The 23,785-nt window shown below is 52.0% G+C and carries 18 protein-coding genes and 3 pseudogenes; 11 read left to right on the top strand and 10 right to left on the bottom strand.

The window, feature by feature from the left end; genetic code table 11:
• Window positions 1-140: 140 nt before the first annotated feature.
• From X474_RS25395 to X474_RS25380, 4 genes and pseudogenes are all read left to right on the top strand, one after another.
• Window positions 141-308: pseudogene (locus X474_RS25395) on the top strand (IS256 family transposase); the annotation flags it as partial.
• A 47-nt stretch (window positions 309-355) separates the two neighbouring features.
• Window positions 356-963: pseudogene (locus tag X474_RS25390) on the top strand (integrase core domain-containing protein); the annotation flags it as partial.
• A 482-nt stretch (window positions 964-1,445) separates the two neighbouring features.
• Window positions 1,446-2,054 carry a hypothetical protein gene (locus X474_RS25385; protein WP_044352958.1) on the top strand — a complete coding sequence of 203 codons (609 nt, stop codon included), beginning with the start codon at window positions 1,446-1,448 and terminating at the stop codon, window positions 2,052-2,054.
• Complete coding sequence (locus X474_RS25380) at window positions 2,054-3,292, top strand: tetratricopeptide repeat protein (protein WP_044352957.1); 1,239 nt, start codon at window positions 2,054-2,056, stop codon at window positions 3,290-3,292. The genes X474_RS25385 and X474_RS25380 overlap by 1 nt, the downstream gene beginning before the upstream one ends.
• Before the next feature lie 271 nt (window positions 3,293-3,563).
• Here X474_RS25380 and X474_RS25900 read toward each other — a convergent pair.
• The 3 genes and pseudogenes from X474_RS25900 to X474_RS25360 all read right to left on the bottom strand — a co-directional run.
• Window positions 3,564-4,153 (bottom strand): annotated as a pseudogene (locus tag X474_RS25900) (IS256 family transposase); the annotation flags it as partial.
• Between the two features lie 128 nt (window positions 4,154-4,281).
• Window positions 4,282-5,319: an IS5 family transposase gene (locus X474_RS25365; RefSeq protein WP_052515645.1), complete on the bottom strand. Its 1,038-nt coding sequence runs from the start codon at window positions 5,317-5,319 to the stop codon at window positions 4,282-4,284.
• A gap of 163 nt (window positions 5,320-5,482) precedes the next feature.
• Window positions 5,483-8,227 (bottom strand): tetratricopeptide repeat protein, encoded by a 2,745-nt coding sequence (locus X474_RS25360; protein WP_197282276.1) that lies wholly within the window; start codon window positions 8,225-8,227, stop codon window positions 5,483-5,485.
• Between the two features lie 252 nt (window positions 8,228-8,479).
• Between X474_RS25360 and hisD the strand changes: the two genes are divergently transcribed.
• Together hisD and X474_RS25350 are read left to right on the top strand one after the other, a co-directional pair.
• Window positions 8,480-9,805, top strand: a complete 1,326-nt coding sequence (gene hisD, locus X474_RS25355) for a histidinol dehydrogenase (RefSeq protein ID WP_044352955.1) — start codon at window positions 8,480-8,482, stop codon at window positions 9,803-9,805.
• Between the two features lie 63 nt (window positions 9,806-9,868).
• Window positions 9,869-11,029 carry a trans-sulfuration enzyme family protein gene (locus tag X474_RS25350; RefSeq protein ID WP_044352954.1) on the top strand — a complete coding sequence of 387 codons (1,161 nt, stop codon included), beginning with the start codon at window positions 9,869-9,871 and terminating at the stop codon, window positions 11,027-11,029.
• 115 nt (window positions 11,030-11,144) lie between these two features.
• Here X474_RS25350 and groL read toward each other — a convergent pair whose 3' ends face one another.
• Window positions 11,145-12,788 carry a chaperonin GroEL gene (gene groL, locus X474_RS25345; RefSeq protein ID WP_044352953.1) on the bottom strand — a complete coding sequence of 548 codons (1,644 nt, stop codon included), beginning with the start codon at window positions 12,786-12,788 and terminating at the stop codon, window positions 11,145-11,147.
• A 109-nt stretch (window positions 12,789-12,897) separates the two neighbouring features.
• Entirely contained in the window at window positions 12,898-13,185 is a 288-nt protein-coding gene (gene groES / locus X474_RS25340) for a co-chaperone GroES (protein ID WP_044352952.1), read from the bottom strand.
• Window positions 13,186-13,452: 267 nt separating this feature from the next.
• Between groES and X474_RS25335 the strand changes: the two genes are divergently transcribed.
• The 5 genes from X474_RS25335 to ruvB all read left to right on the top strand — a co-directional run bounded on the left by X474_RS25335 (window position 13,453) and on the right by ruvB (window position 17,108).
• Window positions 13,453-14,037 (top strand): SAM-dependent methyltransferase, encoded by a 585-nt coding sequence (locus X474_RS25335; RefSeq protein WP_044352951.1) that lies wholly within the window; start codon window positions 13,453-13,455, stop codon window positions 14,035-14,037.
• Window positions 14,038-14,110: 73 nt separating this feature from the next.
• Window positions 14,111-14,863, top strand: a complete 753-nt coding sequence (locus X474_RS25330) for a YebC/PmpR family DNA-binding transcriptional regulator (RefSeq protein ID WP_044352950.1) — start codon at window positions 14,111-14,113, stop codon at window positions 14,861-14,863.
• 13 nt (window positions 14,864-14,876) lie between these two features.
• On the top strand, window positions 14,877-15,389 hold the full coding sequence (gene ruvC, locus X474_RS25325; protein WP_044352949.1) for a crossover junction endodeoxyribonuclease RuvC: 513 nt from the start codon (window positions 14,877-14,879) through the stop codon (window positions 15,387-15,389).
• Window positions 15,386-15,979, top strand: coding sequence for a Holliday junction branch migration protein RuvA (gene ruvA / locus X474_RS25320; RefSeq protein WP_044352947.1), 594 nt, complete (start codon window positions 15,386-15,388; stop codon window positions 15,977-15,979). The genes ruvC and ruvA overlap by 4 nt, the downstream gene beginning before the upstream one ends.
• A 97-nt stretch (window positions 15,980-16,076) precedes the next feature.
• The gene (gene ruvB, locus X474_RS25315) at window positions 16,077-17,108 is read left to right on the top strand and encodes a Holliday junction branch migration DNA helicase RuvB (RefSeq protein ID WP_231688382.1); all 1,032 of its coding nucleotides are present in this window, start codon (window positions 16,077-16,079) and stop codon (window positions 17,106-17,108) included.
• A gap of 91 nt (window positions 17,109-17,199) precedes the next feature.
• Here ruvB and X474_RS25310 read toward each other — a convergent pair whose 3' ends face one another.
• The 5 genes from X474_RS25310 to gcvT form a co-directional block, all read right to left on the bottom strand.
• A complete protein-coding gene (locus X474_RS25310) occupies window positions 17,200-17,970 on the bottom strand; it encodes a creatininase family protein (RefSeq protein WP_044352945.1) in 771 nt (256 codons plus the stop codon).
• Window positions 17,971-18,003: 33 nt separating this feature from the next.
• On the bottom strand, window positions 18,004-19,314 hold the full coding sequence (locus tag X474_RS25305) for a TRAP transporter large permease (protein ID WP_044352944.1): 1,311 nt from the start codon (window positions 19,312-19,314) through the stop codon (window positions 18,004-18,006).
• A gap of 58 nt (window positions 19,315-19,372) precedes the next feature.
• A complete protein-coding gene (locus tag X474_RS25300; protein ID WP_044352943.1) occupies window positions 19,373-19,876 on the bottom strand; it encodes a TRAP transporter small permease subunit in 504 nt (167 codons plus the stop codon).
• A 102-nt stretch (window positions 19,877-19,978) separates the two neighbouring features.
• Entirely contained in the window at window positions 19,979-20,968 is a 990-nt protein-coding gene (locus X474_RS25295) for a TRAP transporter substrate-binding protein (protein WP_052515644.1), read from the bottom strand.
• A 97-nt stretch (window positions 20,969-21,065) separates the two neighbouring features.
• Window positions 21,066-23,732 (bottom strand): glycine cleavage system aminomethyltransferase GcvT, encoded by a 2,667-nt coding sequence (gcvT, locus tag X474_RS25290; RefSeq protein WP_197282275.1) that lies wholly within the window; start codon window positions 23,730-23,732, stop codon window positions 21,066-21,068.
• Between the last annotated feature and the right edge of the window lie 53 nt (window positions 23,733-23,785).

Genomic DNA, 23,785 nt, shown 5'->3' with positions numbered 1-23,785 from the left:
GCGGCCTGGGATAAAAGGCAGGGCCATGAGGCCTTTGGGATCGCCGCATCTTCAAAACACTTCCCTTGGCAAAGAAAAACCGTAGAACGACTCACAGGCTGTTGAAAAAGACCATCCCGGACTTTTTCAATCCCAACCCGGTTAAAACCAGGGGGCATTTCCCCAATGATCAGGCCGCCACCAAGCTGCTTTACCTTGCCATCAAAAACCTGGCGGAAAAGTGGAAGAGGCCACCAAAGGATTGGACCGCAGGCATGAATCTATTCGCTATCTTATTTGACGAAAGAATTCGCGCGGTGCAAAATTGAAATCGTAAATCAAATCCGCAATTGGCTCATACACAGAAAGCAAGACAGTCTCCCTATTGGAGCGATTCAGCCCGGAATTTCGTGAGCGCCACATCGAAACCAAGGGTGTGGGAGACTTGGTGGCCGTGGACACCTTCTTTGTGGGCACCCTAAAAGGCGTGGGCAAGGTTTACCTGCAATCAGTGATCGACTGCCACAGCCGCTATGCCTGGGGCAGGCTCTATACTTCCAAGCTACCGGTGACAGGAGTCCACGTGCTCAATACCGACGTGCTGCCATTCTTCGAACAGCATCACACTGAAATCACAACCATTCTCAGTGATACTGGCAGGGGATTTTGTGGGCGTGGAGATCGTCACCCTTACGAACTTTTTCGGCAACTGGAAGGCACGAGCACCGAACAACCAAGGTGCGACGTCCCCAGTCCAACGGTTTTGTAGAGAGACTTCACCGCACATTGTTGGATGAACATTTCCGTATCATGGGCCGGAAGAAATGGTATGAATCTGTCGATGAAATGCAAAAGGATCTGGAAAACTACTTGAATCTTTGCAACATGAAGCGGCCCCACCAAGGCCGCAATATGAACGGGAGGACGCCCTATAAGGCTTTCACGGATGGGCTGAAAAATAAAAAGGCCAAAAAGGCGGCTTAAAAACCTACCCTGTAGAAGGCGACTGTCAGGCCAGTATCATCACTGTACTGCCTAAACCTTTTTAACTCTTTTTCTTTATATAGTTTTTATTTTCTGACTCATAAGTCATCATCTCTACTATATTAAAATATATTAATAAATCAGATAGTTACCAGTAGAAATCTTTGCAATATTATTCCGGCATTGAAACTCGCCAATTTTTTGTTTAATACTTTTAGATGACCCTAAAATATAGGTAATTATCAGTGGAAAATAATTGTTGACTGGTATACTCATATGAATTAGTATCTTTCATTGATCCGATTATAAATTTTCCAAATACAATACACGGACAGTCTCTCAAATAGCCTTCGGGTATATAGAAAATTATATCCTTTTAAAGCAAACACAACGTTACATACGACTAGAAATATAACAGAATTAGTTATAAATACAGCCAAAAAGTCTCTATTGTCATCATTTTACACCAAAAAGGAGTGAAGATGCTAGACGTTGCAGCAGTTATGCTCACAATGATAGGCTTATTACAAAACTATAAAAACACTAATAATCAAGCAAAAAAACAGGAATATTTATCTGAATCGATAGAAAAAATAACCCCGATTTTAGATTTACTAATTGACGCAAAAAAAATACATGATGAATCAGAAAAATACCTTTTATCCGCTGAAGATACATTTAATACTTTATCTAACAACAAAACCGAACCATATAAATTACAGAAGAAGTCTCAAATAATCATTGCGTTAAAAGCTGAGTTCATAAAAAGCTTTAATATTGAAAGAGTTGATTTAGTTAAAAGTGAGACACTAAAAGGCCTACCGGCTTCGGAAACTCATAATCTAAAAATTATAATACAGGATCATCCCCATTTCAAACAATCAATTAAAGAAACCACATCATCCTTCATAAATTATGAAAAATTTTGTACTGATGGCATATTTACTGGACCATTTACGAAATGTGTTAATTCAATCAAGCACAATTTAACAGAATCTAGAAGATATGCAGATAGTCTTATTTTTAATATAATCCCAATAGTTAGTTTTCTATTTTATAAAATGAAGTCCGCCACTAAAGGAACAGCCTAATGCTTACATTGGCAATTCAATGGAAAAACGAAGAGCTCGAAAACAAAATTCTAAAAAATAATCATAAAAGGCATGCAAAAGAAGAAATCATTTGGCTTCTCAATGCAATTAAATACCACGTTAAGAATACTGAAAATCTTGATACAATCAATTACGCATGTTCTCTTTTTCGTAAATGGCAAGTAATACTAAAACACTTTTTTGAATCGGACAATATAAGTCCCATCGATTTCAATTTTTCACTATCAAAGTACCAGTTAGAAACCAAACTGCTTAACTACATCAACTCAACAAACAAAAAATTTTACAATGATGGTGAGTTAGGAGACATCAAAAACCTAATAGAAAGTGTTGACCCATACGGATCATTTAAGGAAAACAAATTCAAAAATATCGATCCAGATCTTTTAGAAAAATATAAGGTTATAGCCAAATTAAAAAGAGCAACAGACTATTTTAAACAATCTGAATTACAGAAGGCCCAAAATTTATATATTAATAGCATAAAAGCTTTTCAAGAAGAGGATAAGAATGATTCTCAACATTTATACTTATTTTCGTGGGCATTACACGGACTGGGGAACATTCAATTATTGTGTAATAAATTCGAATTAGCTAGTCAACTTTTTTTAAAAAGTAAAACCATTAAAGAACGAATAAACAAAGCATCCAAGCTCATGATTAACGCATCATACTCTAAGTGGATAACTTCAAAAATACCAAGTGAAGATATTGATGTATCAATCAAAGAGTTAGATGGATTTATTTCTTCACTAAAAAGAAATGAGTATTTGAAGCGAGAAAATGAACTTTGGTACTTCAACATCATTATTGACTGTTTATATCAAGCTGCAAAACTAAACTGGTACAGAAGAGATAAGCGGAAAGCATTAACATTTGGAAGTGAAGCTTTGGCTCTGTGCCGTCAGTTTAGAGACGCATCATGTCTTATTCGTTTATTTATTCACCGTGGGATCGTAACGGGAAAATTTAGCGAAATTACCGAAAAAATAGACTTAAGACTAAAAAACATGACCCCCGAGGGCAAAAAAAATCCATATATTAAATATGTTATTGCTGATCCATTTCTGTTTGAGATTGGAATAAGAAGCCAAATTCTTCATCAAAAGATAAAAAATGTTTACAGTAAATACAAAATCGAACCAATAAAGCAAAATCTTTATATACCAAACGATATACCTGATTGTAGCAATGCCTCGGCTATCGCTTCCCATTAATTTAATAGGTAAAATCGCTTTTCGATCTTATTGTTTCCAAATGTTGGTTTATTTTTTTAACCCACTTTATGAAGGATATTAAGAGTATTTATTTTTTCAGTGAAGATTAGACAAAGATTTCTTATGTTTAACTTCACCAGATAAGATACGAAAATTGATAATTTGTCGCTTTCGTATTTCAGCGCTACTTAGCAACACTTTTAGCCAACAAGATCCGTGGGTAGTCTCAATAATCTTTCGCTTTTAATTTTGGAGGCGGCCTCCGTTGTGGTCAGCCCGTGAGAGATTCGCGGTAATCCCTGTGGTTGAGTAGTTCCATGTTCAGGTACTTCCTGCTGCCCCATTTAGTGGAAGCCACGTGTCTTAGTCTGGCCGCTACCAGCATGAGAGCACTTTCACCATCGGGGAAGGCCCCAACAACCTTGATGCGCCTTCGTATCTCACGGATGATGCGCTCCATGGGGTTGTTGGTTCGGATACGACGCCAGTGCTCGCAGGGGAAGTGGTAATAGGTGAGTGTTTGATCCACGATCCTTTCCAGCAGATCGGCAGCGCTTTCAGCTTCATAACCCTCAGCTTTTCCACCACGGCCCGGGCCTTTTCCCTTGCCGCCGCCAGGTCTTCCTGGGCGTGTATGGCCTTTAGCATGCGAGAAACCTCGGCCACTTTACCCCTGGGCACCTGGCTGAAGACATTGCGGTAGAAGTGCACGGTGCAGCGCTGCCACTGTGCCTCGGGATAAAATTCGCCGATCGATTCCACCAGGCCCAGACAGGCGTCGGAGATGATGAGCTTTACACCCGTGAGACCACGTTCTTTCAGGTACTTGGAGAGTGCTGCGTAAATCGTCCGGCCGCTTTTAGGTGTGCCGGTTTCCCTTTTTAATCTTGAAGTTGATTTTTCAGTCCCGTTTTACCTTGATTTTGAGTTTATTTATCGCTTTAAGCTTGCCCGACAGGGCCTTGATAAGACTCTATCGGACTGTTTTTCTATGCCATAGCCATCCTGGCCGCTTTCTTGAGATTAAAGGCAATGGCATCCAACATGAGTTGCAGGCCCACCTTAGCTGCGCCAAGATACCTGGCCCTGGCCATGCGGTGGTCTTTCTTGAGGGTTCCGAAAGCCCTTTCCACCCGGCCTCTGAAGCGGCTGATGGCCCGGTTAACTTTTCGCTCTGCCTCTGACAATGGTCGGTTCTTGAAAGCTTTGTACATGATGCCGTCAAACAGGCCTTCATCTAAAAGCGCCTTGCTGTACTCCTGGCCGTAATAGCCCTTGTCGGCAAAGACCGGTGATCCCTCTTCAAGGCCGCACTTTTTCACCACCGCCATCATCTCTTTACAGTCGGGCCGGTTGGCCGGGGTGGCATGGCCGGCAAGAATAAAACCGTGCTCCGCGTCCACCGCTATATGCACCTTGTAGCCGTAGTAAAACCGGTTGCCCTTTTGGGTCCACTTGGCCTCTTTATCGCTGGAATAGCTGGTCTTGACTTCATAGCCGCCAGAGCCGCCCGCCTGATCATCGTCACTATCTGTGGGAATCACATCTTGGGTTTTGCGCGGCCGCCGGGCGCTTTCGATTATGCTGGCGTCCACTATGGCACCGGCCATTATCTCCAGACCGCCCGCCTGAATCTGGGCGTTGACCATCTCCAATAAAGGCTCAACCGGTTTCTTTTTATGAAGATGATTGCGGAAACGGCAGATGGTGGAGTTGTCCGGAACCTCGTGGTGAAGACTGAAACCGCAGAAATGGCTGAAAGATATGCGGTCTTCAAGATTGTCGGAAAGCTCCCGATCCGATAGGCCGTACCAGGACTGCAACAAGAGAGCCTTGAACATGCCAAGAGCAGGATAAGCGGGATTACCCACCGCATTGTGGCGGTGGCCAAGATTCTTTTTCAAAAACTCTTCTATTGGCTGCCAATCAATGATTTTATCTATTTTGTCCGCCGTCTTTTCTCGACGTTTGCGCCTGATTGCCGCATGATCCGCGAAACCGCCCTTGTGATCGAACCTGGTAGCCATTTACACACCCCCCAAAACAAGTGTCAACCACTATATTAAATAGTTAAATCTTTCCAAAGCGAATTGCGCATCCTTATACTGTGCAGCACTCTCAAGCTTGACAAGGGGTTCGAAGAAATTAAGAAAAACACCATTTTTTACCAAGAGATATGGCAATAGAATTTCAATTGGTGAGATAATATTTTCTGTCTGGCGGTTGCCAGGTTCTGGTCAAAAATTCGGCCTGTTTAAGCTGCTCTGGGGTCATTTTTTTAGAGATTTCAACTACAAGATCATCTATTTCTCTATAGGCACGCTCATTATTGGCATTAAAATAAAGAGGTTCATTCAAAAGCCCTCTGGTCTTTTCCACAGCCAATTTGGTTCTGGCCAGTCTGAGCCATTTATAGGCCTGCACCAAGTCCTTTTCAACATCCTCGCCTTTAGTCAGCTTTTCAGCAAAATATTCCTGAGCATCATAATCCTCAGACTCTGCAGCCTGTTTTATCCAGGCCATGGCCTTTTTTCTTTGCTCCCATGTTTCAGCCCTTATCAATGAATTAACCCCCAAACTGTATTGGGCACTGGCAACCCCTTCTAAAGCAGCTTCCCTGATCAAGGCCAAGGCCTTTTTATCAGTCTCAGGCTCTCTTTTATAATCACTGGGAAGTATATACTCTCCCCACGCATAAAGGGCTTTTGCATATTTTTTCTTGCAGACTCTTTTCATTAAATACCGATACTTATCTCTCTCAAAAGGCCCGGTTAAAAACATGGCCGTAAAATACAATGCTCCTGGATGCTCTTTTTTAACTGCCTTTTTAAACCATTTTCGGGCTCGATGGGTGGCTAAAGGGACTCCATGGCTACTGTAATGACAATAGCCTGTCATATATTGAGCCTGAGCATATCCCTTTTCAGCTGAAGCCAAAAATGAATAAAATCCCCTTAGGTAATCATGGGGGACGCCATCTCCATTATAAAACATCACCCCAAGGTTATAGAGGCCCACTGGATTGCCCTGCCTGGCGGAACGTTTGAGCCATTTAAGGGCCGACGCAGGATCTTTTTTAACCCCCACACCCTTGGCATAAATCACTCCCAGGTTGTTCTGGGCCCCGGGATCTCCTTTTTCAGCCAATTTGTGCAAATATTTAGTTCTTTCAAGGAGGGTCTTTTGGGAGTGATTGGAATCGTCGTCTTCCATCTCGGCAGAACGATATTCAGCCCAAAGATAACCACAAAACTCAGCCTTTTTGAACCAATGTACTGCCTTTAAATAATTTTTGGAAACGCCTTGGCCCTTGGCATAAATCTCTCCTACCATCTGGTTAACCCAGGCCCTCTCTCCACTTGTGCCCTGATACCAAGTCAGGGCGATTTCCGCATCCTTTTCACACCCCAAACCCAAGCGATAAAGCTCTCCTAAACCGATGTAGGCGTCTTCCACCCCTTGCAGGGCAGCCTGTATATAACCGGAAAACGCTTTTTTATAATCGGTTTTCACCCCTTGACCATAATGATGCAGACGGGCCTTTCGATACAGGGCCAGGGCATGGCCCTTTTTAGCGGCCAGGCCATACCAATGGGCTGCCTTGGCATAGTCCTGCTCAAACAATAACCCCATTTCAAACATGCGACCGGCCTGATACTGCAAACCGGGATCACCTAAAAAGGCCTCATTCAAAAACAACTTGGCATCTTCCATATCCTTGGGGAAATCCAGGGTAAGCGCACAACCCACATCCCCAAAAATCATCTCCATAGCCGTTAAATTTCCCTGAAAGGCGGATTTAACAATCCAGTATTTCTGCTTTTTATCTTCCTCTAACACACCGTTTCCGTAATGATAGCATCTACTCAGCCAGTACTGAGCCGCGGCATGGCCTTTTTCTGCCGCCTTGGTCAGCCAGAAAACCGCCTTGGAATAGTCCCTGGGTACAAGCCTGCCCTGGTAGAAGATCATGCCCAGGGCATATTCAGCATGGGGGTCTTGTTGTTTTATTGCCCGATCTTTGATCAGCTTAAAAGCCTGGTCAAAATGAAGGATTTCGGCTTGGCGACTAAGGTAAATGGCATAAAAATACAAATAGCCCGCCCCATTGTCGCCCAACATGGCCCTTTGCAAATAACGCAGGCCCTTTTCGGGGTCCGCCTTCACGCCCATCCCCTGGTAATACATGCTCCCCAGACTAAACGCGGCCTGATAAAAATTCCGCTCCAAGGCCCTTTCAAACCACTTGACGGCTGTTTCATAGTTTTGAACCACGCCCCAGCCTTTCAGATACATCCGCCCCAGGTTATATGAACCCAAACCGGCAACATTACGCTCTGCCATTTTGCGGTAATGTTTAAGGGCCCGGGCATAATCAGAAGGAAAAACAAGGCCGTAGTCAAACATTTGGTGCAAATTAACTTTGGCCCTCTGCACACCACGGGCGTCGGCCCGGCGGAAATAGTCCGCAGCCCTGGCAGGATCAATCGGCACCCCCTTGCCCTCTAAATACATCTCCCCCAGGTAATCCAGGGCCACGGGATCACCCATTTCCGCCAGCTCCAAAAAATACTCTCTTGCCTTTTGATACTTTGACTTATCAACCCTGCCGGAATGGAAACAATCAACCGCGACATCGAACAGGGCCCTTGGATATTTTTGTTCCTCTGCCTTTTTCAGCCACTTTTCGCCCTTTTTCCAGGAAAACTCAGGGTAGCGGGGCGCCCCTCCCAAATGAGTGAGGGAAAGGTAATACTGGGCCTTGGGATCACCCTTTTCCGCCAGGGGTTTCAATATCCTGAGGGCTGTAACATAGTCGTGGGCTTCACAGGCCTTGATGCCCGAGGCAAGATCTGTTTTGGAAGGAGAAGACTCTTTACAGGCAGTGCAAACCAAAAGCAGGATCAAAAGCGGCACATAAAAATATCTGGACATGTTTCCCCCCACCCAGACGTTGTTCATTAATTTTTAATAACACCTAAACACTTGTGCGGTCAATTGGTTCGAATTGTCCGGGCAAGGAAACAGCCGAGCCGGGGCAAACCTTTCTCGCCCCCGCCGGTGAACGTATTTGCCGGTTTATTCAAAAAAACCAGGTGTTCTAATGCCCACAATCGGTTAACTTATTGGTGTTTAAGGCCCAAGGCCGTTTAACAGCCTGTTTTGAAGAGATGAAAGGAGCCGACCATGCCTGGCCCGGTGAAAATACACGATCTTACCATCTACACCCCTGCCCAGCGGGCCAACCTGCTCAAACGCACGGAATCGGATATGACCCCCTTTCTGGAAGGGGTGAAACCCATTATTGAAAAGGTGCGCCAAGAGGGAGACGCAGCCCTGGTGCATTATGCCAAGGCCTTTGACAAGGCCGAGATCACCGAAAATACCATAAAGGCAAGTGCCGAAGACTTTGACAAGGCCTTTGAGACGCTTTCACCTGATGTGATGGAAGCCATTCGCTTTGCCGTTAAAAACATAAAGGAATTTCATCAGGCCCAGGTGCCCGAGCTTTTGCGCCTGTCCGAGGCCAGGCCCGGAGTCTTCACCGGCGACCGCTTCACTCCCATTGAGTCCGTGGCCTGCTATATCCCCAGGGGCAAGGGCTCCTTTCCCAGTGTGGTGATGATGACCACCATACCCGCGGCAGTGGCCAAGGTGCCGAACCTGTTTATCGTCACCCCTCCCGGTCCGGACGGCAAGGTGGACGACGCCACTTTGGTGGCCGCCCGTCTGGCCGGAGTGGAAAACGTCTATAAATGTGGCGGAGCCCAGGCAGTGGCCGCCGTGGCCTATGGCACAAAGACCGTGCCCAAGGCGGACAAGATCGTTGGCCCGGGCAGCCCCTGGCTCATGGCGGCCAAGCAGCTTCTGGCCGACCTGATCCAGCCCGGCACCCCGGCCGGTCCCAGCGAATCCATTGTGCTGGCGGACTCCACGGCCAATCCCCATATCGCGGCCCTGGACCTTATCATAGAAAGCGAGCACGGCCCGGATTCCTCCGCCTTCCTGATCACCCCCAGTCGGGAGGTGGCCGAAAAAGCGGCTCGGGCCATTCCCGAATACTGGGAAAAGATCGGCCCCATGCGGACCGAGTATTCATCCACCGTGCTCACCGGTGAAAAAGGCGGAATTGTGCTGACCAGGGACATGGACCAGGCCCTTGAATTCATAAACGACTATGCGCCCGAGCACCTGGAGGTGCTGAGCTCCGAACCCTTCCAATATCTGGGCAAGGTCAAAAATGCGGGCGAGGTGCTCATGGGCGAAAACACCCCACTCACCCTGGGCAACTACCTTTTGGGCCCCAATGCGGTCCTGCCCACCTCCGGAGCGGCCCGCACCAGCTCCTGCTTGTGTGTCTACGACTTCCTCAAGATGACTTCCGTGGGTTACGTCACCAAACCCGCTTATGACGAACTGGCCAAACATGCCCATTGCCTTGCCACCTATGAGGGCTTTGAAGGCCATGCCCTGGCTGTCTCGGAAGAGCGCCAAAAAGCCTTTAAAAAATAAAAAAGCCTGCGCCGTCCCGGTCCCTCCGGGGCGGCATCACGCCAAAACCAGGAGGTTTTTCCCATGTCCCGCACCCCCGGCCTCAACACAATCTGCGTGCATGCCGGAACCAAAAGAGACCCCTTGACCGGCGGGGTTAACACGCCCTGCCATGGTTCTTCCTCTTATCTTCACCCCAACCCCCATACCGGGGAAGTGGCCTATCCCAGGTATTCCAACACTCCCAGTCAAAAGGCTCCGGCCGAAAAAATAGCCGCCCTGGAAGGGGCCGAGGCAGGGCTGGTCCTGGCTTCGGGCATGGCCGCCGTAACCACGGCCATTTTGGCCTTTGCTCAAAAGGGCGACCACCTCATCTTTCAATCAGGCCTCTATGGCGGCACCCAATACTTTCTGCGGGATCAGCTTGAGCGCATGGGCATTTCCTTTGACTTTGCCTTGGCCGAGGACCCGGGCTCTTTTGCCGGGGCCATCAGGCCCAACACCAAGCTGATTTATGTAGAGACCCCCAATAACCCCCTTTTAAAGATCACCGATCTGGCCCGGATTGCGGAACTTGCCCGGGCAAACGGATTGATCAGCATAGCGGACAACACCTTTGCCTCGCCGGTGAATCAGAATCCCCTCAAACTGGGGATAGACATGGTGGTGCACAGCGGCACCAAATACCTAAACGGACACAGCGACCTGGTCTGCGGGGCCATAGCCGCAAGCCAAAAACACATGCAAAAAGTCCATCAGGTCATGGTTAATCTGGGCGGAAGCCTGAATATGCAGGATTGCCAGCTTTTGGAGCGGGGCCTCAAGACCCTGGGGATCAGGGTGGCCAGGCAAAACCAAAACGCCGCCCAAATGGCCGATTTTCTTGCCAAGGATAAACGGGTGAAAAAAGTATATTATCCGGGGTTAAACAATCACCCCGGCCATGAGGTGGCTCAAAAACAGATGAAGGGTATGGGCGGCATGCTCTCCTTTGAGCTGGCCGCAGGCCCAAAAGAGGCGGCCAGGCTCATGAGTTCGCTTAAGGTCACCATCCCGGCCATCAGCCTGGGCGGAGTGGAATCACTCATCTGCCTGCCTTGCCAAACCTCCCATGTCCACCTTTCCCCGGAGCAAAGGCAGGCCGAAGGGGTGACAGACAGCCTTTTGAGACTTTCGCTGGGGATCGAAGAGATAGAAGACCTTATAAACGATATGGACCAGGCCCTGTCTCGTGCGCTTTCTTAAATAAAAAACCTTAAACTTAAAAAGCCCGGTCAGGCTTTGAAAACCTGACCGGGCTTTTATCTTTTCGGATAAAGGCGGGCCAAGGAAGCCTTGGCCCTTATCTAGGCGGTGTTTCCTAGTACATTCCGCCCATGCCGCCCATGCCGCCCATACCGCCGGGCATGGCCGGAGCGCCGCCCTTGTCATCCTTGGGCTTGTCGGCGATCATGCACTCGGTGGTCAGAAGCAGGCTGGAGACGCTGGCAGCGTTCTGCAGGGCAAAACGGGTCACCTTGGTAGGATCGATGACGCCGGCCTTCAGCAGGTCCTCGTAGACCTCGGAATCAGCGTTGTAGCCCTCGGCGCCTTCCTGGCCTTTAACATGCTCCACAACCACGGAACCTTCGGCGCCGGCGTTGTTGGCGATCTGGCGCAGGGGCTCTTCCAGGGCGCGACGGATAATGGCAGCGCCAAAGCTCTCGACGCCGGTAGTCTCCAGGCTTTCCAGAGCCGTGTGGCAACGCAAGAGAGCCACGCCGCCGCCAGGCACGATGCCCTCTTCCACTGCGGCGCGGGTGGCGTTCAGGGCGTCTTCCACGCGGGCTTTCTTTTCCTTCATCTCGGTCTCGGTGGCTGCGCCGACATTGATCACGGCCACGCCGCCGATCAGTTTGGCCAGGCGCTCCTGCAGCTTCTCGCGGTCATAGTCGCTGGTGGTCTCTTCGATCTGGGCGCGAATGGTCTTAACGCGGCCTTCCAGATCCTCGCGAGAGCCGCCGCCGTCAACGATGGTGGTGTTGTCTTTGTCAATGGTGACGCGCTTGGCAGTACCCAGGTCGTTCAAGGTGGCGCTTTCAAGCTTGACACCCAGATCCTCGCTCAACACCTGGCCGCCGGTCAAAATGGCGATGTCTTCCAGCATGGCCTTCCTGCGGTCGCCAAAGCCGGGAGCCTTGACAGCAGCCACGTTCAGGGTGCCGCGCAGCTTGTTCACCACCAGGGTGGCCAGGGCTTCGCCCTCGACATCCTCGGCCACGATGATCAGGGGACGATTCATCTTGGCAACCTGCTCCAGCACGGGCAGCAGGTCTTTCATATTGGCGATTTTTTTCTCGTGGATCAGGATGAAGGGATCCTCTAAGTTGGCTTCCATCTTCTCGGGATCGGTCACAAAATAGGGGGAGAGGTAGCCGCGGTCAAACTGCATGCCCTCAACCACGTCCAAGGTGGTGTCCATGGACTTGGCCTCTTCCACTGTGATCACGCCCTCTTTGCCGACCTTGTTCATGGCCTCGGCAATGATGTTGCCGATGGTGGCGTCGTTGTTGGCGCTGATGGTGCCGACCTGGGCGATTTCCTGCTGGTCCTTGGTGGCCTTGCTGATGTTCTTCAGCTCGGCGACCACGGCGGCCACGGCCTTGTCGATGCCGCGCTTGATGGCCATGGGGTTGTGACCGGCGGCAACCAGCTTGGAGCCTTCACGGTAGATGCACTGGGCCAAAATGGTGGCGGTGGTGGTGCCGTCGCCGGCCACGTCAGAAGTCTTGGAAGCAACTTCCTTGACCATCTGGGCGCCCATATTCTCGAACTTGTCTTCCAGCTCGATCTCTTTGGCCACGGTCACGCCGTCTTTGGTGATGTTGGGGGAACCAAAGGCTTTTTCGATCACCACGTTGCGGCCCTTGGGGCCCAGGGTGACCTTGACAGCGTTAGCCAGGGTGTCTACGCCGCGCATAATAGCTTCGCGGGCTTTGACGTCGTACTTCAGTTCTTTGGCCATTTCCTAAAACTCCTCTTACAAGCCGCATAAAGGGCTTCTTTTTTAATGTCTTTATCCTGCGGGTCTAACTAGCGGGCCTTATTGGGCCCTGCCTAGAGACAGGGCGAGATCAGCCCACGATTCCCAGGATGTCGTCTTCGCGCATGATCAGAAGCTCTTCGCCGTCGATCTTGACTTCGCTGCCGGCGTACTTGCCGAACAAAACCACGTCGCCTTCCTTGACGGTAAGATCAACGCGGGTGCCGCCTTCCAGCACCTTGCCCGGACCCACGGCCAGGACTTTACCCTGCTGGGGTTTTTCTTTGGCAGTGTCGGGAATGATGATGCCGCCTGCGGTCTTTTCTTCTTCTTCCAGGCGCTTTACGATAACGCGATCCTGCAGAGGTTTGATTTGCATCTTACCCTCTCCTCCTTGGTCAGACAGAGATAATTAATGTTTACATAGCGTTGCCCTCTTACAGGGCATCCTTTAACTTGATCCGGTATTGATTGGCACTCTCGGACTATGAGTGCCAACGGAATGAATGGTAAGCATCGGATTACCAAGATGCAAGGCCGGTTAGAAAAAAAATACACTTTCTGCAAAAAAAGCTTACTTTTGGCTTATACCCAGTTACACTGACCACTTGCCCCTACCTGCCGCCTATGCTACATTTGGTCAGCCATGACCCGTTCAAACTTAGACAACTATTATCACAAGGCCAAGAAGGAAGGCTACGCCGCACGCTCGATCTACAAGCTCGAAGAGATCGACCGGCGCTACCACATTCTGAAATCAGGTATGAAAGTTGTGGACTTAGGGTGCCACCCCGGATCCTGGATGCAATATGTATCCCGTAAGGTGGGGCCCAAGGGATTGGTGGTCGGGGTGGATATCCAACCCCTGGCCGTGGCCCAAAGCGCCAACACACGATTCATCCAAACCGATCTTTTTAATCTTAAAGCGGATGATTTCAGAAAATACGCCGAATCCTTTGACCTGATCCTGTCTGACGCCGCACCCCGCACCACGGGTGTGCACCATGCAGATGTGGATAAAAGTGTGGCCATGGCTGAAAAGGCCTTTGACCTGGCCCGGGAGCTTTTAAAACCCGGCGGTGGGCTGGTGACCAAAGTTTTTTTCGGTGCGGGCACCGATGATCTGATCAAAAAGGTTAAAATAGCTTTTAAGCTGGGCAAGGCCCACAAGCCTTCGGCCAGCAAGTCAAAGAGCAAGGAAATATACCTGCTGGGTATGGGGCTCAAATAGCGTTCCAGACCCCGGGGCAGGCTTGGTTGATAAAAACCCCATAACCATATTTAGACGCACGGGGGCTTAAGACATGTCCGGTCATAGCAAATGGAGCACGATTAAACGTAAAAAGGGCGCTGCCGATGCCAAGCGCGGGCAGATTTTCACCCGCTTGATGCGGGAGCTCACCATAGCCGCCAAAATGGGCGGAGGCGACATTGACGCCAACTCCCGCCTGAGAACCGCAGTTGCGGCGGCCAAGTCCCAGAACATGCCCAAAGACAATATCGAAAGGGCCATTAAAAAAGGCACCGGCGAGCTTGAGGGCGTAACCTACGAAGAGATCACCTATGAAGGCTATGGCCCCGGCGGTGTGGCCTTTCTGATCGAATGCGTAACAGACAACAAAAACCGGGCTGCGGCCGAGGTGCGCCACCTTTTAACCAAAAGGGGCGGTTCCCTGGCCAAATCCGGTGCTGTGGGCTATCTATTTGAGTCCAAAGGCCTTTTCTCCTTTGCCAAGGACGAAGCCGATGAGGACCAGCTGATGGAGATCGGCCTTGAGGCAGGCGCGGAAGATGTCACCGATGAAGGCGACACCTTTGAAGTGCGCTGTGAGCCCTCCGATTTCGAGGCCTTGAGCCAGGCCTTTACCGAAGCGGGCCTCACCCCCTTGAGCGCCGAGGTTACCAAGCTTCCCTCCACCACGGTTGAGATCACAGATCCCGCCGAGGCGGGCAAGGTGCTTAAGCTTATGGAAGCCTTGGACGACGGTGACGACGTGCAGGCGGTCTACTCCAACTTTGATATTCCGGACGAGGTTATGGCCTCTCTAGACTCCTAGGGATCAGAGCCTCGTGCCTTTTGGCCCCAGGGTGTTAGGGCTGGACCCGGGCAGCCATCATACCGGTTATGCGGTGGTGGAACCCGGGAGCCGGCCCAACGACTTCAGACTGCTGGCCGCCGGAACCATCCACGCTCCAGCCAAAAAGCCGCTTAACACGCGCCTTTTGGCGATTTTTGAAAAGCTGACCCAGATTATCGGCCGCACATCTCCGGTCGAAATGGCGGTGGAGGGCATTTTTACCTATAAAAACGCCCGAACCGCCCTTATTCTGGGGCATGCTCGGGGAGTGGCCCTTTTGGCATCTTCATTGTCTGGGCTGGAAGTTTTTGAATATACACCCACTTCCGTAAAAAAGGCCCTGGTGGGCAACGGGCGGGCCACCAAGGAGCAGGTGCGGGCCATGACCATTCAGATCCTCGGCAAGCCCCTGGACCTGGGGCTTGACGCCACCGACGCCTTGGCCCTGGCCATAACCCATTTGAACACCAGAAAAATTAACGCCATGTTGGAGCGCTGCAAATGATCGCCAGGCTTAAGGGAGTTTTAATCTCCCGCCACCCGGATCAGGTGATTGTGGATGTGGGCGGAGTGGGCTACAGGGTCTTTTTAAGCCTCACCAGTTTTTACGAGCTTCCCCAACCGGGGCAGGAAGTGGAACTTAATATTCACACCGTGGTCAGGGAAGACGCCATCCACCTCTACGGCTTCACCACCGGCGAGGAGAAGTCGACATTCGCCCTGCTCACCTCGGTGAGCAAGGTGGGGCCCAAGCTGGCGCTCTCCATTTTAAGCGGCATCACCAGCGCCGAGTTGTGGCAGGCCGTGCAGACCAAAAACACCGGCAGGCTGGTTAACATTCCCGGAATCGGTAAAAAAACCGCGGCCCGCCTGCTCTTGGAACTGGAAGGCAAGCTGCCCCAGGCGGCGGAACAGATAGCGCCCCTGGCCGCGGAGGCCCCGCTTTCCGCCCTGGAAGACGCTCTTAGCGCCCTGACCAACCTGGGCTATCCTGAAAACCAGGCCCAGAAAATGGTGGACAAGGCCGCCCAGGCCCTGGACGGCCCGGCCACGGTTGAGGATCTTCTGCGCAAAGCCCTGAAAGGGGCGGGCTAGGAAACAACCCAAAGGTTTGTCCGGGCCGACTTTATGGCGTAAACTGATGCCGGAAACTCATCTTTTGATCCCAAAACCCGCATAAATGGTGGAACAATTGAGCCAGGAATATTTTGACCAGAGGCTGGTGGATGGAGCGCCCCAGGAAGACGACCTGGTCATGGAAAACCTGCGCCCTAAAACCCTGGCCGAATACATAGGCCAGGACGAGGCCAAGGCAAACCTGGCGGTTTTTATCCAGGCGGCCAGGCAAAGGGGCGAAGCCCTGGACCATGTGCTTTTGCACGGCCATCCCGGCCTGGGCAAAACAACCATGGCCAACATCCTGGCCAGCGAGCTGGAGGTTGGGCTTACCGCCACCAGCGGCCCGGTCCTGGAACGGGCCGGGGACCTGGCGGCCATCCTCACCAACCTGCGCCCCAAGGATGTGCTTTTTGTAGATGAAATCCATCGTCTGAACCGGGTGGTCGAAGAGACCCTCTACCCGGCCATGGAGGATTTTCATCTGGATATCGTTATCGGCCAGGGGCCCAGCGCCAGGACCGTCAAGCTGGATCTGCCTCCCTTCACCCTGGTGGGAGCCACCACCAGGGCCGGTCTTCTGACCCCTCCCATGCGGGACCGTTTCGGAGTGCAGGTGCGGGTGGATTTCTACACCCCGGACCAGTTGGCCGAAATCGTACTCCGCTCAGCCAAGATACTGGGACTTGAGATTGAAAAAGCAGGGGCCATGGAGATAGCCAAACGCTCCCGCGCCACCCCCAGGGTGGCCAACCGGCTGTTGAAAAGAGTGCGGGACTTTGCCCAGGTCCAGGCGGACGGCAAGGTGGACAGGGAGCTGGCCGACTATGCCCTCGGCAGGCTGGGGGTGGACAGCCACGGCTTGGACCGGCTCGACCGGGAGATGATGAGCGCCATCATACAAAAATTCGACGGAGGCCCTGTGGGGCTCGGAACCCTGGCCGCCTCGGTTAGTGAGGAGGCCCACACCCTGGAAGAGGTCTATGAGCCCTACCTGATTCAGCAGGGCTTTATCAAACGCACTTCCCAGGGCCGGGTGGCCACCAAAAGGGCCTATGACCACCTGGGGCTCACCCCCACCATGGGGGCGCAGAAGCGCCTGTTTTAAGAGCACCTTCCCGAAAATTAAAAAACCGGAGCCTGGCCAACGCCAAGCTCCGGTTTTTATCTGCTCAATCCGGACCGTGCTTTAGAACCGATTAGTCCTTCAACATATCCAACACCTGAACCAGCCTGCCCACCACATGGTCATGGTATTTCTTGCCCTTGTCTGCCGAAGACTGAGTGGGGCATCCGCCGACCGTGTCGCCGGTGGCTTCATAGGTTCCGAGCATGTCTTCCATGGTGGCCGGCACATAGCACAGGGTGTCCCTGGGATCGTGGGGATCCAGGTGATAAAGGGGTTCATCCTTTTTGGGGTTATCCTTGGCCTTTTCGATATCCACCAGCTCGGGGTAGCGGTAGAGCATATGGGAAATCTCGATCTCCTCGGCATGGCCGATGGGGCCAAAGCCCAGTTCCTTGGAGATCTCCTTGCTCATAAAGGCCGGGTCAAAAATCGCCACCTTGACCTGATTCTCCCTCTGGGCCCTTTCAGCGGCGATCTGCATCCAGGAGATATTCACGATCCGGTGACCGTTGATCACCACAAACTTTTTAAAGCCGTGGCTGGCCAGGGATTCGATCATGTCGCTTAAAAGTTCGATCAACACCTCGGCCCGCACACTCACCGTGCCGGGACGGGCCAGGTGATGGGGGCTCCAGCCGTACCACACCGGCGGAGTAACCAGGACACCGGTCTTGTCGCTGGCGTCCTCGGCCAGGGTGGAGGCCACATAGGTATCCGTACCCAAAGCGGCAAAGCAGCCGTGCTGCTCGGTGCTGCCCACCGGGATGATGATGCGGTCGTCCTTTTTCAGATACTCTTCTACGTCCAGCCAGGATTTCTCCTGCAACCATTGTGTTGCCATTTTCTCAGCTCTCCTATTTAAAGACCCGAAACGCTACTTGCCCACCATGATATTCGGCAGGAACAAGGCGATATCCGGGAATATGGTTAAGATAGCGGTAGTAAAAAGCATAAGGAAAAAGAAGGGGAAGGCATAACGGGCTATCTTCATGATAGGCTCGCCGGTCAGTCCCTGAATTACAAACAGGTTGAATCCAACCGGCGGGGTGATCTGACTCACCTCAACCATGAGCACCAGATAGATGCCGAACCACACCGGGTCGAAACCAGCCGCGGTAACCATGGGCAGGGCTATCGGCAGGGTCATAACCACAATGGAAAAACCGTCCAAAAGGCAGCCCAGCACGATATAGAACAGACCCAAGAGCACCATCAGGGTGTAGGGGGAAAGACCCAGGCCCACGATGAACTCGGTGATGGCAGCCGGGATTCCCAAGAAACCCATGACCCTGCTCAAGAAACCGGCGCCGATAACGATCAGCATTATCATGGCGTTGGTCTTGACCGCGCCGATGAGGCACTCCATCATGGTCTTCCAGGTCATCTGCCGGTTTATGACCGCAAAAAGCGTGGCCCCGAACACACCCAGGGCAGCCGCCTCGGTAGGCGTGGCTATGCCCGCGTAGATGCTGCCCAGAACCATCAAGATCAAGAAAATGGTTGGGGCCAGGTCTTTTAAGGCCACAAAGCGCTCGCTCCAGGAATAGCTCTCGGCCATGCGGGGGGCGATCTCCGGCTTTCTGATGCCCTGAAAAATAATATAGGCAATGTAAACACTGGCCAGCAGAAGGCCGGGAAGGATGCCCGCCATGAACATCTTGCCGATGGAGACCTCGGCCAAGATGGCATAGACGATCATGATAAGGCTCGGCGGAATCAAAAAGCCCAGGGTTCCCGCACCGGCCAAAGAGCCCATGGCCATGCGCTTGTCATAGCCCAGCTTGTCAAACTCGGCTAAAGTGATCCGGCCCACGGTTGCCGTGGTGGCTGCGCTGGAGCCGGAGACAGCGGCAAAAAGGGTACAGGAGACGATATTCATAAGCAGAAGTCCGCCGGGCAAGCGATAAAGCCAGGGAACCAGGGACTTGAAAAGCCTCTCCGAGATGCCCGAGCGGAACAGGATCTCACCCATTAATATGAATAGCGGCAGGGCCACATATTCCCATTTCTCCACCGTTGCCCAAACGGAAGAGGCCATATTGTTGCCTGCGGGCAGGGTGCCGAAAAAGGTCATGCCCACAAACCCAACTATGAAAAGGGCAAAACCAACCCATATTCCAGCGCCCAGGGCCAGAAAAAGCACTCCGAACACCACCAGGGACATGGTTAACAAACTAAATTCCATATCTCACACCTTGGTATTTTATTTGGAAATCCTTAATAAACGGATTCAATGAGCAATCTCAAAAAACATCCTCACCCGTGCCGATTGCCTGGTAGGTGCGCACCGAACTGGCTACAAACTGCAGCAGAAACGAGAGAGCGCCCACCAGCATTATGGTCTGGGGTATCCAAATGGGAGTTTCAGTGAGTGTGCCCGAAGTGGAGCCGTAGCGATGGGCTGCGGCCATCATTTTCCAGAGGTACCAAAACAGGTAACCCATGAAAACCGTGGAGATAGCAGTGGACACAAAGGTAATTATTCTCTGCAGCCTGGGGGAAAGAAAGCTCAAAACCAGGGTTATACGTATATGGCCCTTTTCTTTCAGGCAGTAGCCCGAGGCCAAAAAAATTATTGCCGCCAGGCCATAGGCGGAGTACTCGTCTGCGATCAGGGTAGTGGCGGAAAAAGTATTCCAAAGGAAAATTTCCACCAGGATAAGAACGGTCATCAGACCTAAGATCACCGCCCCGGCCTTGGCCATCCAATCGCTGATCTTTTCTATTGTGCTTGCGAATGCATTCATACCGGCTTTACCCTCCGGGGATGGCGGGGCAAGGCCCTTTTGGGCCTTGCCCGGTTTATCAATCCCATAAAAGCCGCCATATTTAAAAGGCGGCTTTAAATTCTAGCGTCCGGTTTCCTCGCGGTACTTTTTCAGGATCTCCTGAGCGTCCTTACCGGCCTTTTTGGCCCACTTGGCGCGCAGTTTCTCGCCCATGGCATCCAGTTCTTTTCTGAAGGCGGGGTTGACCTCGACCACGGTCATACCGTTTTTAGCCAGGGTGGCCACACTGTCGACGTCCATCTTGGCCACTTTGTCCCACATATTGTTTTCCATCTCGGCCGCGACCTTGAGAACCTTTTCCTGCACGTCCTTGGGCAGCTTGTCCCAGGCTTCCTTATTGACGTTGATCAGGTTGACCGGGGCCACGATGTTGATGCGGGTGAAGTATTTCAAGATCTCCCAGGCCTTGGCATCCACGCCCGAGACGCTGGAGGTGTACATGGAGTCCAGCAGACCGGCCTTCATGGCAGGGTAAACCTCGCTGAAGGGCATCTTGCGGGCGGCGATGCCGGCGGCGTCACCAAAGGCCAGGCCGGTGCCGTCGTAGACGCGCATCTTAAGGCCATTTAAATCGGCGGCCGAATTAACCGGGCGCTGGGTGTAGATGCCGGCAAAGGGCCACAAGGAGGTGTACAGGGTGAACTGGTTAAACCTCTTCTGCACCTTGGCATAGGCAGGCTTGGCCAATTCATAGAGCTTGCGCTGTTCCTTGAAGGTGTTGGCAATAAAAGGCTGGGCAGTCAAAGCCATCAAAGGCGCGTCGCCCTCCACCATGCCGGTGGGGATTTCGGCGATGGCCAGCTGTCCCTCGGCCACGGCCCTTAATAGTTCCGGACCCTTGAAGCCCAGGGAGGAACCGGGATGAAGTCTGATATCCAATTCCCCGTTGGTTGCCTCTCTCACCTTGTCGGCAAATTCCTTGGCACCCACGGAATGAAAATTGTTGGCGGGGTAGTTCAGATGCATGTCCCACTTGGTCTTGGCAAAACATGCGCTTGCACCAACCAGCAGAAAAGCGGCTGCAAAAAAGCATACCAGGCTTTTTTTCATTTCAGGCTCCTTTTCATTAACTCAATATCATAATTAAGCGGACGATCCCGTGCGGCCGGGAACTGTGGCTTTTAATCGCTTCAGTTCAACTCCGGGTTCAAAACGAACGCAACAAGTCTTGGCTGAAGCCCTCTATCTCCTTGCCTTGGAAGCAGTAGCCAAGCTCCTTAAAATTGCGGCGAAGCCGAGCCGTCTCTTCCGTGACATCTTGATTCTTTATAATCACCCGGGCCATCAACTCGCCCAAGCGGGTGAAATCCTTTTCCTTCATGCCAAAACGGGTCATCTCGGCCACTCCCAGGCGCAGTCCCGAACTGGCGGTGAAACCTTCATCCCAGGGCAGGGCCTGGTAATTGGTGATGATGTTGTTTTTTTCAAGTAATAAAGCGGTCTTCATCCCCCGGCCATAACCGACATCCACCACCACCTGGTGGGTCTGGGTGTAACCCTTTTGGGGGTCGCCGCAGACCTTGACCCGGTTCTCGGCCAGGGAAGCGGCCAGTGCCTTGGCATTGGCCAGCACCTGAGGTTGATAGGCGTCTTTAAAGGCATTCATCTCCAGGACAGCGGCCAAAAGCCCCACCAAGGTGCCAAGGTGATGGTTGCTCACCATACCGGGGAAGCTCCGGTTTTCTATGGCCTCCCACAGCTCGAATCCCGGTGTGTTGGGCTCGAAATCACCGGCCACCACCCCCCGCTGGGGCCCGAAAAAGGTCTTGTGGGTCGAGCCGGTCACCAGATCGGCCCCCTCTTTGAAAGGCTCCTGAAAATACGGCCCGATGAGGCCCAACACATGAGCCATGTCATAGTGCAGCATGGCCCGGCAACCGGTTTGCTTTAGCAAATCGGCCACTTCGGCCACAGGCTCCGGGTAGAGAACCATACTCTTGCCCAGGACCACAAGCTCGGGCCGGGTGTGCTCCATAAGTTCACCCAGGCGGTCGGTGTCAATGGCAAAGGGGTCTTTTCTTTTCACCGGAAAATTCACCACAGAAAACCGTTCAGTAGCCGGGTTCTTGGCCACATAATCCCTGAGCGCACCCATGGGCTGGGCGCTTAAATGCCCGCCGTTTCCTATATGATTGGTCCATACCCCGTTTAAGCGGGCAGGCTCCCTCTTAAGATCAAAACGGTTTTTCCATTTAACCAGGGCGCTGAAAAGGGCCATATTGGCCATCTGGCCCGAAACCGGGCGTAGCTCCACTTGGGAACAGCCCAGGAAAAGCGCCATTTCACTGGCCAATTCCTCTTCAACCCGGGAAATAAAATCAGTACCCTGATAATAAAAAACCTGGCGCAACAGCTCGGCCTCAAGCCCCCGGTGCTCGGCATAGCGACCGCTGGGATCGGTTATGGTCAAAAGCCGCACCAAAGGCGAAGGCGTCATCTCAGAGGGTATCAGGTTGATGCACCGGGTCTGACGCCACTTATGATTATCGAGGCTTGCCTTTAAAAGGCCGGAAAGCTTTTTCTCCGCCCTGCCCAGAGCCGGATTGATCTCGGGACGGGACCAGCCCGCGGGCAAGGCCCTGAAATAGGGCGGCGCTTCCGCGCTACCGTGGGACTTCACCACCTGTGCGGCCAAACTGTGCTTGCGGACCTTTACCCGTACCTCATGGCCCGGCTTGAGGTCCGCCCTGAGATAGGCCAGGGCCAGGGAACGCCGATTTGTTTCCCCGGTAAGCTTAAACAAAGCACCCTGCCCTTTGCTCTGCCAATAGGGAACCGAAGTGCCGCTGGTGACCTTGCCTATGCTTTCACCCCCCAGGAAAACCTCATCCCCGGCCCGGGCAATGCCCTTATCCAACAGGGCCAAGGACAGAATCCTTTTCGGAAGGGGTCCGTTCGGATTGTAAACGCCGTTATCCTGGCCTTTTAACTCCTCGAACTGGGCGGCCAGGGCCTTTTTGCCCACGAACTCGCCTTTTAAAGGCGAAAGGCTCACCGCCACCCGGGCCAGGGGCAGGGCAAAAACAGGAATCTCGGATCCCTCGGCATCCAACCCCAGTTCGTGTCCGTAAAGGGGCATCGAGGCCTCCAGGCGCAGGGTGTCCCTGGCGCCCAGACCTATCGGCTTAAGCCCCAGGTGAGAGCCCATTTCATATATGGCAGACCAGACATCCTGAACCTTTTGAGCCGGAACAAAGAGCTCGAAACTGTTTGGTTCCCCGGTGTAACCGGTGCGGGAGACCAGCACTTTGGCCCCGGCCATGGTGAGGGCCCCAAGTTTGCTGCGCCTGGGCTCGGGCAGGAAGCCATCTTCCGTGAGGTCTTGCAGTATTTGTTTGGCTAAAGGGCCCTGCAGGGCAATCAGAGAGGTTTTTTGGCTTATATCCTCCATGACCGCATCCGGAAAATCCTTGAGCCGCTCCCTAAGCCAGGACTTGTCCTTTTCCAGATTGGAGGCATTCACCACCAGGATGTAGCGCTCTTTGTCAAACCGGTACAAAAAGGCGTCATCCAATGCCCCGCCGGTGGGGGTGGTTAGCATGGTGTACTGGGCCTGCCAGGGCTTAAGTGCCTCGACGTTGTTGCTTAAGACATGCTGCAAAAAAGAAATTTTCTGCGAGCCCTTAAACTCAAGCCTGCCCATGTGGCTCACATCAAACAAACCCGCATACCTGCGACAGGCCAGATGTTCCCTGACTATGCCCGCCTCATATTGGATCGGCATGCTGAAACCGGCAAAATCCACCATTTTGCCGCCGTGGTCCGTGTGCCAGGAATAAAGAGGAGTTCTTAGTGATTGTGTCTTGTCAGTCACTGACTCACCTCCAAAATCTCCCGGCCGGAAGACCGAAAAAAAAGTTCATCCGG

Origin of the sequence: Dethiosulfatarculus sandiegensis (genome assembly GCF_000931935.2) — a bacterium.
Classification (GTDB): domain Bacteria; phylum Desulfobacterota; class Desulfarculia; order Desulfarculales; family Desulfarculaceae; genus Dethiosulfatarculus; species Dethiosulfatarculus sandiegensis.
The sequence above is the reverse complement of the archived record's forward strand: the minus strand, read 5'-3'. Positions and strand labels throughout refer to the sequence as shown.